The organism is Salinivibrio sp. ES.052, from assembly GCF_900141775.1.
GTDB lineage: Bacteria > Pseudomonadota > Gammaproteobacteria > Enterobacterales > Vibrionaceae > Salinivibrio.
On record NZ_FSRI01000001.1, the window covers coordinates 1,673,041 to 1,689,617 of the forward strand.

The window sequence follows — 16,577 nt, forward strand, 5'->3', positions numbered from 1 at the left end:
GACAAACAGTTCACCCCGGGTTTAAATTGCAGTTGTTGCTTGAGTGCGACAATATACGCAGTCTGTGACTTACGACGCAAACGCTCCCATGAAAACAGAACTCCCGATCCTAGGCCGCGAATCAGCCCTAACAGTGCATCGCTATCCGCGCCGAAACAATGAAACCTTACAAGCCTTTGATGCGGCTGATGAGTATTTGATTGAACACGCCAGCGCTTGGGTATTACGTGCTAATGCACGCATTTTGATCATTAACGATCAATTTGGCGCTCTCAGTTGTTGGGCGAGTCAACAGGGCTTTGACGTCATCCAAGCCAGTGACTCCATCATTGCGCAACGCGCTACGATTGATAATATTACGCAAAATCAGCTACCTAGTATCACCCAATTAACAAGCATGGATCCCTTTCCTAGTGGTATTGATGCAGTGATAATGCGCGTGCCTAAAAACAATAAAATGCTGACTTGGCAGCTACAACAGCTTGCCAGCATTACCGACGAAAACACCTTAGTGCTCGCAGGCGCAAAAGCGAAAGAAATCCATACGTCAACGCTTAATCAGTTTGAACATTGGCTCGGTACCACAACCACGTCGTTAGCGAAGAAAAAAGCGCGATTGATTTTCTCTACGCCAAACGGCCAGCCATTAAAAACCAATGATCCAATGAGCTATGTGGATGTCCCTGACTTCTCAATGCGCTTAGCCAATTGGCCCAATGTTTTTTCCGCAAAAAAGCTAGATATTGCGGCTTATCTGATGCTGCCACATATCCCGAGCCATAGTAGCCTCAAGCGCATTGTGGATTTGGGCTGCGGCAATGGCGTTTTAGCTGTGCAAGCGGCACGTAATAATCCTGAAGCGTTTATTCATGCTATCGATGAAAGCCATATGGCGATCGCGAGTGCCAACCGGAACTTGAAGACGCACGGCATTGATCCCGACCGCTTTCTCTGCGAAGCCAGCGATTGCCTTACGGATTTTAAACACCAAGACGTTGACTTGGTACTCTGTAATCCTCCGTTTCACCAGCAACAAGCCATTACCGATCATATTGCTTGGCAAATGTTTTGTGACGCAAAACGTGTTCTGACCACGAATGGTGCGCTTTTAGTCATCGGTAATCGCCATCTCGGCTATCATACTAAGCTAAAACGTCTTTTTGGTAATGCCTCTGTCGTTGCGTCAAATAAAAAATTCGTTATTCTCAAGGCAGTAAACGCCTAATTTTAAGAAAAGGATGCTGAACCCCATGAAGAAACTGATTATTGCCGCCGCCGTGTTGGTCCTTGCTGGCTGCTCAACACCTCGCGAGCCACAATTAACCATTGCACCGTCTCCAGCGTCATCGAATCAGCAACAGGTCAACAACCTTCCTGTGGTGGTGAAGAGTAAGGATTTGCGTACCGCACAGTTTGTTGCTGTGATTGATAGCGGTCGCTCTAACGTCAAACCGCTTCATGCAAGTCAAAATTTGCGTGTTGTGCTAGAAGATACCTTGTCACGCCAGCTGTCCTCACAAGGATTCCGCGTGGTCGCTAATGGCCCAGGTATACTGCGCTTAGATATTCTTGATGCCTTGGTACGTGTAAAGCACACCGTGTTTAAACATGATATGGAAGCATCAGTACAACTTCAGCTGGTGGCTGAATCTCCAGACGGACGCTTTGTAAAACGTTACACGGGTAAATCAACCCAAAGTGGTGTCAGCAGCGCCTCTCCTGATGATATTGAAATGGCGCTCAACAACCTGCTTGAAGCGGTCTTACAAGATATTGCTAATGATGAACAACTCCTTGACCACATGAAAGCGCACTTTTAATCATGAAGTTACCTTCACTTTTATGGGTGCTTGCACTGGTGATTACACCGGTGCAAGCCAGTGTCATGGTTAAGGTTGAAACCACGATGGGTGACTTTGCCGTGAAGCTTAATGAACAAAAAGCGCCTAAAACTGTGGCCAACTTCTTACGCTATGTCGATGATGGCAGTTACGTCGGCACCCAGTTTCATCGTGTGATCCCACGCTTTGTTGTGCAAGGGGGCGGCTTTGATAAAAACCTGAAACGTCGTCCGGTTTACGACACAGTAAACAATGAGTCTACCAACGGTCTGAGAAACCGCCGAGCCACTATCGCGATGGCGCGCACGCAAGATCCCGATTCTGCCACGCGACAGTTTTATATCAATGTCAGTGATAATGGATTTTTAGACGCCACCCCTAACAAGCTGGGATATACCGTGTTTGGCCGCATCGTCGAGGGGTTTACGACGATTCAAACCATTACCCAACAGCCGACAGTGACCATTCCGAGTAAACGCATGCAAGATGTGCCGCAACAACCGATTGTTATTACAGATATCTACAAGATGTCCTCTCAATAGTTTTAAGTAGGCGACTCTCTATGCCGTTAGCCAAGTTTAAGGCGACATTGGCTCCTTATGCCGATCGTCGCTTACTTTTCGTTTTCTTAATGGGGTGCTGTAGCGGCTTCCCTTGGGTATTGATAGGTTCTAACTTGAACGGCTGGTTAGCCGATGAAGGCCTGTCACGCACTGCCATCGGTTTATTTGGTTCTGTATTCGTGCTGTATGCAGTTAACTTTTTATGGGCGCCGTTGTTAGATAGAATCAAGGTGCCTAGGCTGAGTAAACCGCTTGGTCAGCGCCGTAGCTGGATCCTAATAACTCAAATTGTGATGTTAGTTGCCACACTGGCATTATCGCAGCTCGATTTACAAGGCTTAACCGCCATTGATCCTTGGATGACGACCGTGGTGCTGTCCTCGCTGATCTTTGCTATTGCACTCGCGTCTGCCACCCAAGATATCGCTATCGATGCTTTTCGAATTGATAACTTTGCCGAACACGAAACGGACAAATTCCCACTCGCCTCGGCCATGTCGGTGATCGGTTGGTGGACAGGCTATTCTGTACCTGGCTATATCGGCTTTATTAATGCTGATGCCATGGGGTGGAATCATGTTTATGTGATTATGGCTGGGTTTGTCGGCTTAATGCTGCTAGCCACCCTTTACGTCAAAGAGCCAGAAAGCGATCGAGAGCAGCGACAGGATGCCGCAACACGTCATTACTTGGAGCAAGGTTACAGTGGACTTCGAGCATGGTTAGCGGTCACGGTAGTTGAACCTTTCGCCGAGTTTTTCCGCCGCAATGGCGTCAAGGTTGCACTAACGCTGCTGCTTTTCGTCTTTTTATTCAAACTCGGTGAAGCCTTTCTCGGCCGGATGTCGATTGTATTTTACAAAGATATTGGTTTCACTAATGAGCAAATTGGGTACTACTCCAAGCTGATGGGTTGGGGACTAACCGTGTTCTATACCCTGATTGGCAGCTATATCAACCTGCGTTTTGGTGTGATAAAGGGCCTATTTATCGGTGGAGTGGCAATGGCGTCCAGTAATCTCATGTTTGCTTGGATTGCCATGGTCGGGCCTGACGAACACTTACTGGTTGGCGCCATCTTGGTCGACAACTTCACCTCAGCCTTTGCCACCATCGCTTTCGTCTCTTTCTTAACCTTCCTGACCGGTCGGGCTTTCTCGGCCACCCAGTATGCGCTGCTCGCGTCCTTGGGGAACTTAGGTCGCACCACGGTCGCCTCTTTCAGCGGCATGATGGTGGATTGGTTGGATAGTTGGTCAACATTTTTCGTAATAACCGCGTTAATGGTGATCCCCGGTCTGGTCATGCTGATCTACATCGGCAGGCAGTTCCGTCGATCATCGTCACAAAATGGTGAACCATCTGGACACTGCCTAGATTCCCGTCGCGACTAACCTCCCTATATCACAGTGGAGTGCAAAAAATTGCGCTCCACTGACCATCAATAATTAACAAAGATCACATAAAACTGTTATGCAACCCGTTACAAACTGCAGCTGATCACAGTGTATTTGTGTGTCTATCTTTATTGCATTCTTTACAGTGAACTAAATCAATATACTGCTTTTATCCCATGCGCATCGCGCAACAAAACAATGAGACAGAGGCAGTCACCATGAAAAAATCCCTACTCGCACTCGCCGTTATCGCCGCCAGCGGTGTATCCGTTGCCAACGCCGCCGATTACTCGGATGACATTTACAAAAATGATCACAAATGGCTTCAGTTTAATGCCATGTATGCCATTAACGAAAAGCCGCAATTTGGTGATGACACCGATAAAGACCACAACTATCTAGAAATGGAGTTTGGCGGCCGTAAAGGCGTGGTCGATCTCTATGGTTATGTGGATATTTTTGACTTGGGTGAAGACGATAGCAGTAACAACAATAAAAAAGGTGCATCTAAAGCGTTCATGAAGTTAGCGCCACGCTTCTCAATTGATGGTATCACTGGGCAAGACTTGTCGTTTGGCCCCGTACAAGAAGTCTACTTCTCGACCTTGTTTAACTGGGGCGGTGGCGATAGTGATACTAACAACTCGTTCTGGGGGGTCGGTGCCGATGTTGAGCTACCTTGGTTTGGCAAAGTGGGCATGAACCTTTATGGCTTGTATGACATCAATAAAAAAGATTGGAATGGCTATCAGTTCTCGACTAACTGGTTTAAACCTTTCCACTTTTTCGACAATGGCAGCTTCCTGTCATACCAAGGTTATATCGATTACCAATTCGGTGCTGACGATACCTTTAAAGGCAGCAGTCAGGCGACCCATGGCGGTGCGATGTTTAACGGCCTGTACTGGCACTCAGACAACTACGCCCTCGGTTACGGCCTAAAAGCGTACAATGACGTCTACTTAATTGAAGATGCCGGTACAACTGAAAGCTCGGGTATTTCTCACTACCTTAGCGCGACCTACAAGTTCTAATCTATCCAGCGCCGGCTCCTGCCGGCGCTGTGCTCCCCGCTCTATATTGTCTGTGATACACTGGCTTTTTCATCGATAGGCAAGTGTCATGCGGATCACCTTGATAGGCGCCGGTGCCATCGGCACCTTATGGGCGGTAAAATTAAGCCAAGCGGGTCATCACGTTCATCTTATCACCCGCGATAACGCTCATCAGCGAGTGCTCAATCTGGACGGTGCCTCCCTTACCTTGCCCGCCAACCAACCAGACATACTTCGATGCAGTGATCTTTGGCTGGTATGCACCAAAGCCTATGACGTGCAAGCAGCCTTAACGCCGTGCTTTCCTGATCTTGAGCCGGAGACCATGGTGATGTTGATGCATAATGGCATGGGGCCACACCAGTGGCTAACCGACTACTTACCTGCCAGCCAGCCGCTACTGCTCGCGACCACTTCACAGGGCGTGTTTCGCGCTGAAACAGGCGAGTATCAGCACACAGGCAATGGCCCCACGGCGCTCGGGGCTGGTAACAAAGCCGGTGAAGCCTGTCAGTTTCTCGCCGATGTGTTTGATCATGCCTTGCCAACAGCAACCTGGCAGAGCAATATTATTGAATCGCTGTGGTATAAACTCGCGGTCAATAGCGTCATCAATCCGCTTACCGCCTTACATGGGATAAGAAACGGTGAATTGCTCAAGCTAGACTACGACCCTATCATTGACGCATTGTGCCAAGAATTAGCCACTGTGATGCGTGCGGAGCGGATCCTCGCCTCTGCCACCGAGGTGCGTCAACGTGTGGAAACAGTCGCCAAGGCAACCGCAGACAACTACTCTTCAATGAATCGCGATGTGTTTTACCGTCGCCCGACAGAGCTGGAATACATCACGGGCTATGTGTTGCAACGCGCCAACACGCACCAGATTTCAACCCCACATCATCAGCAGCTATACCAAGCGATACAACAAGCGGAAAAGAATAAGGAATCATCATGAGTAACAAGCAGCGTATCCTGATTTGTATGGCCAACGGCACAGAAGAAATGGAAGCCGTGACTGCCATTGATGTCATGAAACGCGCGGACTTTGACATCACCGTTGCCAGTGCCGATCCCGATGGCGCGCTGACCCTTACCTGCTCCCGTGGTGTCAAACTGGTCTGTGACACCGCGCTAGCAACGGTGGCCGACCAACCGTTTGATTGTGTGATATTGCCCGGTGGTATTGAGGGAGCCCAATGCTTAGGGGACAGTAACCTGATTACCGAGATCGTTAAGCAGCAACAGAGCGACAATGCCTGGGTCGCTGCGATTTGTGCCGCACCAGCTCTGGTGTTACAACGCCACCAGCTATTCCCGACCTCTCATATGAGCTGTCACCCGAGCGTGAGCGATCAGATCCCAGCGCAGTGGCTAAGCCGGCGCCGCGTAATGACCGATTATGACCATCATTTGATTACCAGCCAGGGGCCAGGCTCGGCAATGGAGTTCGCGATTGAAATCGTCCATGTGTTGGGCGGCAAAGCTTTGGCATGGCAAGTGGCTGAGCCAATGATGCCCCTGCCACAACTGCATTATGAGAAAAAATTCACTGAAAGCTAAATTCACTCAGGGCTTAATCGCAAACAGGCAGCCAATTGGCTGCCTGTTTTTATCGTGTACAAGGGTTAGACTCGGTACACTTTGACGTTCTCATAGCCCATATCTTTAAGGTACAGCGCCTGCAAACGGCTCATCACCCCGCGCTCACAATAGAGTAAGTAAGTTTTCGTTTGATCAAGGTCGCCAAACTGAGTGGCCAGTTTGAAGAAAGGAATGTGCACCACATCGGCGTCTTCAATGACCAGTGGCTTATCCTCTTGCTCTTCACGGCTGCGAATATCAAGCACGACCGCACCGTTTTCCACCTCATTGACCAGCTCCGCTTCCGGCGCTTTTTCTTGGCTCAATGCTTCAATATCACGGATATCCATCACTGTGGCGTTATCAACCACTTGCTCAAGCAATCTAAAATCAAACTTGGTTTCTTCGTGCTCCAGCTTGGCTTTTTCGGCTTTCACCGTAGGCTTTTTGGAAATCACGCCACAATACTCAGGCATGGTTTTGGCAAAATCTTCTGTGCCAATTTTACGTGCCGTTTGAATAATGTCTTCTTTGTCCCAGTTAATCAGTGGGCGCAAAATCAAGCTATCCGTGACGTTATCAATCATGCGCAGGTTGGTCAGCGTTTGGCTCGATACCTGCCCTAACGCTTCACCAGTTACCAGTGCCTGAATACCAAACCGTTTCGCCACCATGGCCGCTGCACGCATAAACATACGTTTAAGCACCACGCCCATCTGCGCATTATCGATATTTTCCAGGATGCTGTTGACGACCGGCTCAAAATCAATAGAAATAAATTTCACTTTGGCTGAAGAGCCAAATTTATTCCATAGGTAATGAGACACCTGCTGCACGCCCGTTTCATGCGATTTGCCGCCTAGATTAAAGAAACAGTAGTGCACTTTGCTGCCACGTTTGATGTGCAAGTAGCTGGACACCCCTGAGTCGAACCCACCAGAAATCAAGCTCAATACATCTTCCTGTGTACCGAGCGGAAAGCCCCCCAAGCCTGCGTGACGATGTTTCACCACGTTGAGCTTGTCGTGGTCCACTTCCATCATTACGGTGACATCCGGTTTTTTCAGTTGCACGCTGGCCGACGGTACGGCTTGGTTTAATCCGCCACCGACATAGCGCTCAAGATCGATAGAGGTAAAGTCATGCTGCCCACGACGCTTAGCGCGCACACAAAAGGTTTTCCCTTCAATTTGATGACGTACGCCCGCCAATGTGAGCTCATAGATATGATGTAAATCGTTAAACAAGGTTTGCTCAACCTCAAGCACGGTTTGCACCCCTGGCGTGTTGGTTAACACATCCAGAACCAATTGGCGCTCGTTAGGTTGTTTTAACGTCACCTCAATGTGATCCCGACGGTTATATACCGCCGTATTATCAGTCCGACGCTTTAAAATATTACGAATATTGCACTCGAGGATTTTTGTAAAACGCTTTCTGACTGACTCACTTTTTATAATCACCTCAGGGTGAATTTTAACGATAAACTTCATAACCGGTTCGATACAGCAGGGAACAAAGCCGCGGATTATACAATAACCAAAGCTCTGCTGAAACCGGGTATTTTTGCATCTATCAGAAAGATAAAACACAGACGAGAACTTGTCTTAATAGACAATCAGTTAAAGCCCATGTTTTAGTTTAGGGCACCACCTCTGCCGCGTTGTCCGTAGAAATCTCGTCTGAATACGTCGGTTTCCCTTGAATCACTGCAATTTCCACACGGCGATTGGAAGCACGGTTATCCGAGGAGTTATTAGGTGCTCGCGGCTGCGTATCCGCCAAGCCTTCCACTTTCATACGTAAGTGATTAAAGCCAGGCACTTTTTCCATTTCTTGCGCGACGGATACCGCGCGCTGTGCGGAAAGATCCCAATTGGAGCGGTACAATTCAGACTCTAGAGGCGAGCTATCGGTGTGGCCAGAGACTTTAATTTCACCGGGGACATCTTTCACTAGTTGCGCTATTTGCCTGACCATTGGGCGAAATTTTGGCTGTAAAAACGCAGAATTCTGAGGGAATGCGCCTTTTTCGCGGATCCGTATCACCAACTGTTGCCCCAGATTTTCAACTTCCACCGCCCCTTCATCAATTTCGCGTTGCAGTGCCTGCATCAGTGCCTTTTGCAACTGCTCCAGTTGCTGCTGCATTCTCTGCTGCTCTAATTGCGACGCCACTTGCGCGCTAGTGCCGCCCTCTTTATCAGACGTATTGCGTTGTGAGCCCCCCGAGCGATCATCTTCCCCTTCTTGGAAGTCCAAGGTGCGTTGCGTCATATCAATGGTCTGTTGCATGATCACTTCAATGGGGGTCGGCTCTGGACGACCCGGACGGAACTCTTGCGCGATCACACTGGTCCCTTTGGGAATATCTTTCACTTCGAGCACATTTTGTACCCCAAACGCAAACTTCATCGAGCCAGCAATTTGCTTAAACTTGAGGACATCCATTTCAGAAAAAGATAACAAAAGGACGAAAAAGCACATAAGAAGTGACATCAAGTCAGCAAACGTCCCCATCCACGGCGGTAAGCCGGGCGGTGGACATTTACATTCCTCTTCTTCTTGCTGTTGTGCCATGAAGACTCCTTACTTCTCGCTCTTTATGGTAACGACCACAAACCGATTAATTATCGACATCAACCGCACGCTTGCTTTCATTGAGGTAATTTTTCAAAAACCCATCGATCACACGCGGGTTTTGGCCATCTTGAATCGCGAGTAAGCCATCCATGATCAAGCGTCGATTCAACTTCTCTTGTTCTTTACGTAATGCCAATTTATTCGCTATCGGCGTGGCAACCATGTTTGCCAGCATCGCCCCGTACATGGTTGTCAACAAAGCAACCGCCATTGCGGGACCAATCGCTTTAGGATCATCCATGTTCGACAGCATGGCCACCAGCCCTATCAAGGTCCCTATCATGCCCATCGCCGGAGCGACATCCGCCAAAGCGCTATAGAAGCCGATCCCGTGGTCGTGGCGCTCTTCGGTCAGATTAATATCTTTGTGTAACGTGGAACGGACCACATCCGCATCATGGCCATCAACCAACAAGTCGACGCCTTTTTGCATAAAGGAGTTTTTCACTTCCATTTCTTCTAGGGCCAAAAAGCCCCCTTTGCGGGCGGCATCTGCCATTTCAATGATCTTGGCAATCAAATCTTCCGGATCATCGGCGCTAAACATAAAAGCCTTGCCGGCGATCTTAAAGCTGCCGAAAAACTGCCCCATGGTGTATTTGGTCAAGACAACAAATAAACTGCCCCCGATGACGATCAGTACCGATGGTACGTCAAAATACATGTTCATGGTGCCGCCCAACAGCATCGCCATTATTACGAATGCAAACGAGCCAATAATGCCGATGAGCGTCGCTATATCCACGTCAGTCTCCCTTAAATTACATCAAGTCATTGTTTTTCATTTTTTAGGGTATTGGTTATATCGGCAACCAACCCTATAGGTTTAGCGTAAATCCGCAGATAGCAACAAGGATAACATGCCATTCGCAGCTTAGGCGTTGAGAACACAAAATCATGCTGAGCGGTTTGACCACTTTTCATCGCTGGGTTACCGTCTAGCCTCTCTTCTCTAATTTTATGGCATCATGGCTGTGAAGAAACCAGAAAATATGACCTTTGAGGACACGCTCAAAGAGTTAGACACCATTGTGGGAGCATTAGAGTCCGGTGAGCTCCCGCTTGATACGGCAATGAAGCGCTTTGAGCGCGGTATCGCCTTAACGCGACAAGGACAGAAAACCCTGGCTGATGCTGAGCAACGGGTAGAGATCTTGCTCTCGCAAGAAGATAATGGGCCACTGACTGAGTTTTCTCCCCAAAACGATGACTAACACTGTTGTACAAGATGCCTTACAGAAGGCACAAACGCGAAGTAATCAGCAACTTGAAATGTGGCTTGAGACCCTAACGTCCCAAGAGCAACCTCTTATCCAAGCGATGCGCCATGGATTATTGCTCGGCGGCAAACGGATTCGCCCTTTTTTAACCTATGCAACGGGGCAACTTTTCGGGCTTGCTTTAGAACAGCTCGATACACCGGCTGTCGCGGTGGAATGCATTCATGCTTACTCTTTGATTCATGATGACTTACCTGCGATGGATGACGACAGTTTGCGGCGTGGTCAGCCAACTTGTCATGTCGTCTTTGACGAAGCCACTGCGATTCTGGCTGGCGATGCCTTACAAACGCTGGCCTTTACCGTGCTAGCCGAAGGCCGGCTCAGTCCAGCTGCCGCCCCTTACCGTATAAACATGGTGAAGGCTTTAGCCGAGGCGAGTGGCGCAGCAGGTATGTGTTTGGGGCAATCGCTGGATTTGGCCGCTGAAGGGCGTGCTGTTGATCTTGAAGCACTCAAACGTATTCACCGTAATAAAACCGGTGCGCTAATCAAAGGGGCGGTGAGACTCGGCGCCTATGCCGCTGGCGATCCTGGGGTCGCCTACTTAAATCAGCTTGATAACTTTGCCGACGCTATCGGGCTAGCATTCCAAGTGCAAGACGACATCTTAGACATTACCAGCGATACACAAACCCTGGGCAAGCCGCAAGGATCGGATATCAATGCGGATAAAAGCACCTACCCGGCCTTGTTGGGTCTCACTGGTGCGCAAGAAAAAGCGGAACAACTTTACCAAGAAGCACTACACGCCTTAGAGGCAATCCCCTACAATACCGAACAACTGGAAGTTTTTGCCCGATATATCATCGAGCGCAACAACTAGTATTACCAATAAAAGCGCCGAACCATTATGACACTGGATATATCAAAATACCCAACTCTCGCTCTTGCTGATACGCCGGAAGAATTGCGTACCTTACCACGCGATCACCTGCCACAGCTTTGTGAGGAGTTACGTACCTATTTACTCAACACAGTCAGTCATTCAAGTGGCCACTTTGCTTCAGGGCTTGGCACCGTGGAACTTACTGTGGCGCTGCACTATGTCTATAACACACCGTTCGATCATCTCGTCTGGGATGTAGGACACCAAGCCTATCCTCACAAAATATTGACCGGTCGGCGGGAGAAAATGCCTACGATCCGGAAAAAAGAGGGACTCCACCCTTTCCCTTGGCGAGAAGAAAGCCCTTATGACGTACTTTCTGTTGGCCATTCTTCAACCTCGATCAGTGCCGCATTAGGGATGGCGATATGCGCGCAAAAGGAAGGGCAAAATCGACGCGTAGTCAGTGTGATTGGCGATGGTGCCATTACCGCTGGTATGGCCTTTGAAGCCATGAATCATGCTGGCGATATCAAGCCGGATATGCTCGTGGTCCTTAACGACAACGAAATGTCGATTTCTGAAAATGTCGGCGCGCTAAATAATCACTTTGCTCAACTCCTCTCTGGCAACGTCTATACCAGCATTCGAGAAGGCGGTAAGAAAGTATTGTCGGGCGCGCCACCCATCAAAGAGTTGGTGCGCCGCGCGGAAGAACACCTTAAAGGCATGGTTGTCCCAGGTACCATGTTTGAAGAGCTAGGATTCAACTATATTGGCCCGATTGATGGTCACGACGTAGAAGAGCTAGTCAAAACCCTCAAAAATATGCGCCACCTAAAAGGGCCACAGTTTTTACATGTGATGACCAAAAAAGGGAAAGGCTACGAGCCGGCGGAAAAAGATCCTATCGGTTACCATGCTGTACCTAAATTTGACCCCAGTGTGCACACACTGCCTAAATCTAAGCCGGCCAGCCCAACCTTTTCTAATGTCTTCGGTGACTGGCTATGCGATATGGCAGAGCAAGATGATAAGTTGCTCGCGATTACCCCTGCCATGCGTGAAGGCTCTGGCATGGTACGCTTTTCTAAAGCGCACCCAGACAAATACTTTGATGTTGCCATTGCTGAGCAGCATTCCGTGACACTGGCCGCGGGCATGGCAATCGGTACATACCATCCTGTGGTGGCGATTTACTCAACCTTCTTGCAGCGCGCGTATGACCAAGTCATCCACGATGTGGCGATTATGAATTTGCCGGTATTGTTTGCCATTGACCGTGGTGGGATTGTTGGCGCAGATGGTCAAACCCACCAAGGGGCCTTTGATTTAAGCTACTTACGCTGCATTCCCAATCTGGTAGTGATGACGCCAAGTGATGAAAACGAGTGTCGTCAAATGTTGTATACCGGCCACATACACACTGGACCCGCCGCTGTCCGTTATCCTCGCGGAAGCGGCATAGGCACAGAAGTCGAAGATATCATGCAAGCGTTACCAATAGGTAAAGGCGTCGTTAAACGTCACGGGGAACGTGTTGCGATACTTAACTTTGGGACATTATTACCGAGCGCAATCGTCGCGGCAGAAGCACTCGACGCGACTGTTGTCGATATGCGCTTTGCCAAACCATTAGATGACGCTCTTATCGCAGAAATGGCGAAAACGCATGATTGCCTCGTTACGATAGAAGAAAACGCGATCGCGGGTGGTGCAGGCTCCGGGGTGATTGAAGCCTTGATGCGTCATGGCGTTATCAAGCCTGTGCTACAAATCGGCCTGCCTGATCGCTTTATCTCTCAGGGCACCCAGCAAGAGGCACATGCTGAACTGGAGCTCGATGATGCCGGCATTGAGGCACAAATCCAACGTTATTTAGCCAAACTGGCTGAGTAGACTAAGAGATAAGGCTGATAGTCAGTGGGTGATAAAGCCCTAACGATAAAACCCGCTACCAGTGAGCGGGTTTTTTTAATGCTTCACCACGCTATTCACGCAATGGCATAAGACGATAACTCAGGTTTACTTGGTACCAAAAATCTTATCGCCTGCATCACCAAGACCAGGAACGATGTAACCTTTATCGTCAAGCTTTTCGTCGATCGCTGCGGTGTAGAGTTCAATATCAGGGTGCGCTTTTTTCAATGCTTCAATCCCTTCTGGCGCAGAGACCAGCACCAATACCTTGATGTGCTGGCAGCCTTGCTCTTTAAGCAAATCGATCGTCGCAATCATCGAGCCACCAGTCGCCAACATGGGATCAACCACTAAGGCCATACGTTCATCGATATTGCTTGCCAGTTTATGGAAGTACGGCACTGGCTCAAGGGTTTCTTCGTCACGATACACACCCACGACGCTGATCCGCGCTCCAGGGACATGTTCGAGTACACCATCCATCATGCCTAAACCTGCCCGCAGGATAGGAACAACCGTTACTTTTTTGCCTTTTATTTGGTCGACATCAACCGGGCCATCCCAGCCATCGATCGTTACTTTTTCTGTATCGAAGTCTGAGGTTGCTTCATAAGTCAGCAGGCTGCCCACTTCAGTGGCAAGCTCGCGAAACCGCTTGGTACTGATATCGCGCTCACGCATCAAGCCGATTTTATGTTTGACTAACGGATGCCTTACTTCCACGACCTTCATCTTAGACTCCTTATAAAAAACAAATTCTCGGTAGTATACATGAAACGATTTTGCTAGCGTAGGCATAGGGCTTGATATATCGTCCATATTCTCACCAAACTGCTTGCGCAAACGTTTTCCTTTCTCTAACTGCACTGATAGAATAGCGCCGACTTTTGACTTCCAACTCCGGCGAGGAATTGCAGTGAGCGGTAAACAATCATCTCTTAGCTATAAGGACGCTGGTGTCGATATTGACGCTGGTAACGCACTAGTCGACCGCATTAAAGGGGTAGTAAAACAAACACACCGTCCCGAAGTCATGGGAGGCCTAGGCGGCTTTGGTGCACTTTGTTCATTGCCAACCAAATACAAAGAGCCCGTACTGGTCTCTGGTACAGACGGGGTAGGTACCAAACTGCGCTTAGCGCTGGATGCGAATAAACACGACACTATCGGCATCGATCTGGTTGCGATGTGCGTTAACGATCTGATTGTGCAAGGTGCTGAGCCTCTCTTTTTCCTCGACTACTATGCAACAGGCAAGCTGGATGTTGACGTGGCAGCAGACGTTGTAACGGGTATCGCGCAAGGTTGCCAGCAAGCAGGCTGTGCATTGATCGGTGGTGAAACAGCTGAAATGCCAGGCATGTATAGTGGCGACGATTATGATGTCGCGGGGTTTTGTGTCGGTGTTGCCGAGAAATCCGCAATCATTGACGGTAGCAAAGTCAGCGATGGCGATGCCTTAATTGGACTAGCCTCTAGTGGCCCGCATTCAAACGGCTACTCACTGATTCGCAAGATCCTCGATGTCAGTCAAGCAAACCTGAGTGACGACTTGGAAGGTCAACCACTTATCGAGCACTTGTTAGCGCCAACCCGCATTTATGTCAAATCGGTATTAACGCTTCTTGAGCAAACTCCCGTTCACGCTATTTCCCATATCACCGGTGGTGGTTTTTGGGAGAACATCCCCCGCGTGCTACCCGCAGGCACCAAGGCGGTGATCGATAATACTAGCTGGCAATGGCCTGCAGTGTTTAACTGGCTGCAAGAAAAAGGCAACGTCAGTGACTACGAAATGCTACGCACCTTTAACTGTGGTGTAGGTCTGGTGATTGCGCTCCCTCAGGCAGAAGCCGACAAGGCGATTGCTCTATTGAATCAAGCAGGTGAAACCGCTTGGCAACTGGGTCATATCGCGCAGGCGACAAGCGACGAAGCCCAGGTGGAGCTCAAAGCATGAAGCGCATTGTCGTATTAATTTCCGGCAGTGGGTCTAACTTGCAAGCATTGATTGATAGCGTCCACCCGCAACATGCGCATATTGCCGCGGTGATAGCCAATAAGGCTGATGCCTATGGCCTCACTCGTGCAGAGCAAGCGGGCATCTCAGCTCAAGTGGTCGCCAACACCGACTATGCGAGCCGGGAAGATTATGATGCCGCGCTTATTCGAGCGCTAGATGCTTATCAACCCGACCTCGTGGTACTGGCGGGCTTTATGCGTATTTTAACCCCAGGTTTTGTTGCCCACTATGCGGGCCGAATGCTGAATATCCATCCGTCACTGCTTCCCAAATACACAGGGTTGCATACCCACCAGCGCGCCATTGACGCTGGCGATCAGGAGCACGGCACATCGGTGCATTTTGTCACTGAGGAGCTTGATGGTGGGCCCGTGGTGCTCCAAGCTCGCGTGCCTATTTTTGCCGATGACGATGCAGAGTCGGTAGCAGCACGCGTGCAGCAACAAGAGCACAGGATCTATCCACTGGTGGTCAAATGGTTTGTTGGTGGTCGCCTAAAAATGAAAGAGGAGCGCGCCTGGCTTGATGGCCAGGCTCTCGGCCCGGCAGGTTACGCGGCAGAGGCATAGGAGGCATAGGCCGCTCTCCCGTTAATATCAAAAAATAAGGCGCTAACACGCCTTATTTTTTTGCTGGCTAAGAGGCCGATGCGTGGTTGGCACAATATACCTCGCCGAAGTGAAACACACAGTATTCCCCTTCTGTCATCTTATGCCAGCGTTCATTATTAGTCAGCGGCTGGGTGGCTATCACGGTTACTACGTCGTTCGGCGTGGTCTGCTCATGAAAGTCAACCGTCATTTCTTGGTCTATCAAGCTCGCTTGACCAAACGGTGCCCGACGCGTGATCCAATGGAGATTATTGGTACAATATGCCATCACATAATCCCCATCGCTAAACAGCATGTTGTAGATACCTAGCGAGCGCAACCGATCACAGCGTGATGCGATAAAATCAAACACCTCACACATGTTATCTGGCTGCTGCGGATAGTGCTTGAACAGCTCATTCAACAACCAACAGAACGCTTTCTCACTGTCCGTCTCTCCCACAGGTTTAAAATGTCCGGTATCCAAGCTCTCAAATCCAGACAGCTGACCATTGTGGGCAAAGGTCCAATGACGTCCCCAAATTTCACGAGTGAAAGGATGTGTGTTTTCCAGGCTGACACCACCGCGATTCGCTTGGCGAATATGGCTGACTACCGCACAACTTTTGATCGGATAACTGGTCACCAATTCCGCCACTTTAGACTGGCTGCTCGGAGCAGGATCTTTAAAGGTACGAAACCCCTTGCCTTCGTAAAAAGTGATCCCCCATCCATCACGATGTGGGCCCGTTTTACCGCCGCGCTGGATCAAGCCAGTAAAGCTAAAACAAATATCGGTTGGGACGTTGGCGCTCATGCCAAGCAGCTCACACATTCTTTCATCTACCTCCG

The 16,577-nt window shown here is 49.3% G+C and carries 17 protein-coding genes; 12 read left to right on the forward strand and 5 right to left on the reverse strand.

Annotated elements, in window-relative coordinates:
• Positions 1-88 precede the first annotated feature (88 nt).
• The 7 genes from BUQ98_RS07740 to BUQ98_RS07770 all read left to right on the forward strand — a co-directional run bounded on the left by BUQ98_RS07740 (position 89) and on the right by BUQ98_RS07770 (position 6,419).
• Positions 89-1,225 carry a methyltransferase gene (locus BUQ98_RS07740; protein WP_074213234.1) on the forward strand — a complete coding sequence of 379 codons (1,137 nt, stop codon included), beginning with the start codon at positions 89-91 and terminating at the stop codon, positions 1,223-1,225.
• 25 nt (positions 1,226-1,250) lie between these two features.
• Positions 1,251-1,820 carry a YajG family lipoprotein gene (locus BUQ98_RS07745; RefSeq protein ID WP_074213235.1) on the forward strand — a complete coding sequence of 190 codons (570 nt, stop codon included), beginning with the start codon at positions 1,251-1,253 and terminating at the stop codon, positions 1,818-1,820.
• Positions 1,821-1,822: 2 nt separating this feature from the next.
• Positions 1,823-2,383 (forward strand): peptidylprolyl isomerase, encoded by a 561-nt coding sequence (locus tag BUQ98_RS07750; protein ID WP_074213236.1) that lies wholly within the window; start codon positions 1,823-1,825, stop codon positions 2,381-2,383.
• Between the two features lie 20 nt (positions 2,384-2,403).
• Positions 2,404-3,798 carry an AmpG family muropeptide MFS transporter gene (locus BUQ98_RS07755; protein ID WP_074213237.1) on the forward strand — a complete coding sequence of 465 codons (1,395 nt, stop codon included), beginning with the start codon at positions 2,404-2,406 and terminating at the stop codon, positions 3,796-3,798.
• A gap of 221 nt (positions 3,799-4,019) precedes the next feature.
• Positions 4,020-4,835, forward strand: a complete 816-nt coding sequence (locus BUQ98_RS07760) for a nucleoside-specific channel-forming Tsx family protein (RefSeq protein WP_074213632.1) — start codon at positions 4,020-4,022, stop codon at positions 4,833-4,835.
• A gap of 88 nt (positions 4,836-4,923) precedes the next feature.
• Positions 4,924-5,814 (forward strand): 2-dehydropantoate 2-reductase, encoded by an 891-nt coding sequence (locus BUQ98_RS07765; RefSeq protein WP_074213238.1) that lies wholly within the window; start codon positions 4,924-4,926, stop codon positions 5,812-5,814.
• A complete protein-coding gene (locus BUQ98_RS07770) occupies positions 5,811-6,419 on the forward strand; it encodes a DJ-1 family glyoxalase III (RefSeq protein ID WP_074213239.1) in 609 nt (202 codons plus the stop codon). The genes BUQ98_RS07765 and BUQ98_RS07770 overlap by 4 nt, the downstream gene beginning before the upstream one ends.
• Before the next feature lie 65 nt (positions 6,420-6,484).
• On the opposite strand, the gene thiI is transcribed toward BUQ98_RS07770, so the two are convergent.
• The 3 genes from thiI to pomA all read right to left on the reverse strand — a co-directional run bounded on the left by thiI (position 6,485) and on the right by pomA (position 9,828).
• Positions 6,485-7,933 (reverse strand): tRNA uracil 4-sulfurtransferase ThiI, encoded by a 1,449-nt coding sequence (thiI, locus tag BUQ98_RS07775; RefSeq protein ID WP_074213240.1) that lies wholly within the window; start codon positions 7,931-7,933, stop codon positions 6,485-6,487.
• Between the two features lie 148 nt (positions 7,934-8,081).
• On the reverse strand, positions 8,082-9,020 hold the full coding sequence (locus tag BUQ98_RS07780) for a flagellar motor protein MotB (RefSeq protein WP_074213241.1): 939 nt from the start codon (positions 9,018-9,020) through the stop codon (positions 8,082-8,084).
• A gap of 46 nt (positions 9,021-9,066) precedes the next feature.
• The gene (pomA, locus tag BUQ98_RS07785; protein ID WP_074213242.1) at positions 9,067-9,828 is read right to left on the reverse strand and encodes a flagellar motor protein PomA; all 762 of its coding nucleotides are present in this window, start codon (positions 9,826-9,828) and stop codon (positions 9,067-9,069) included.
• 223 nt (positions 9,829-10,051) lie between these two features.
• Here pomA and xseB point away from each other — a divergent pair, with 223 nt between their 5' ends.
• Genes xseB through dxs form a run of 3 tightly spaced genes read left to right on the forward strand, consistent with a single transcriptional unit; the run spans position 10,052 to position 13,091 of the window.
• Positions 10,052-10,297: an exodeoxyribonuclease VII small subunit gene (gene xseB / locus BUQ98_RS07790; RefSeq protein WP_074213243.1), complete on the forward strand. Its 246-nt coding sequence runs from the start codon at positions 10,052-10,054 to the stop codon at positions 10,295-10,297.
• Complete coding sequence (gene ispA, locus BUQ98_RS07795) at positions 10,290-11,189, forward strand: (2E,6E)-farnesyl diphosphate synthase (protein ID WP_074213244.1); 900 nt, start codon at positions 10,290-10,292, stop codon at positions 11,187-11,189. The genes xseB and ispA overlap by 8 nt, the downstream gene beginning before the upstream one ends.
• A 27-nt stretch (positions 11,190-11,216) precedes the next feature.
• A complete protein-coding gene (gene dxs, locus BUQ98_RS07800) occupies positions 11,217-13,091 on the forward strand; it encodes a 1-deoxy-D-xylulose-5-phosphate synthase (protein ID WP_074213245.1) in 1,875 nt (624 codons plus the stop codon).
• Between the two features lie 126 nt (positions 13,092-13,217).
• On the opposite strand, the gene upp is transcribed toward dxs, so the two are convergent.
• Positions 13,218-13,844 carry a uracil phosphoribosyltransferase gene (upp, locus tag BUQ98_RS07805; RefSeq protein WP_074213246.1) on the reverse strand — a complete coding sequence of 209 codons (627 nt, stop codon included), beginning with the start codon at positions 13,842-13,844 and terminating at the stop codon, positions 13,218-13,220.
• 184 nt (positions 13,845-14,028) lie between these two features.
• Here upp and purM point away from each other — a divergent pair, with 184 nt between their 5' ends.
• Positions 14,029-15,072 (forward strand): phosphoribosylformylglycinamidine cyclo-ligase, encoded by a 1,044-nt coding sequence (purM, locus tag BUQ98_RS07810; protein WP_074213247.1) that lies wholly within the window; start codon positions 14,029-14,031, stop codon positions 15,070-15,072.
• Complete coding sequence (purN, locus tag BUQ98_RS07815; RefSeq protein WP_074213248.1) at positions 15,069-15,704, forward strand: phosphoribosylglycinamide formyltransferase; 636 nt, start codon at positions 15,069-15,071, stop codon at positions 15,702-15,704. Before purM ends, purN begins: the two co-directional genes overlap by 4 nt.
• 67 nt (positions 15,705-15,771) lie before the next feature.
• On the opposite strand, the gene BUQ98_RS07820 is transcribed toward purN, so the two are convergent.
• Positions 15,772-16,560, reverse strand: a complete 789-nt coding sequence (locus tag BUQ98_RS07820; protein WP_074213249.1) for a class II glutamine amidotransferase — start codon at positions 16,558-16,560, stop codon at positions 15,772-15,774.
• Positions 16,561-16,577: the final 17 nt, after the last annotated feature.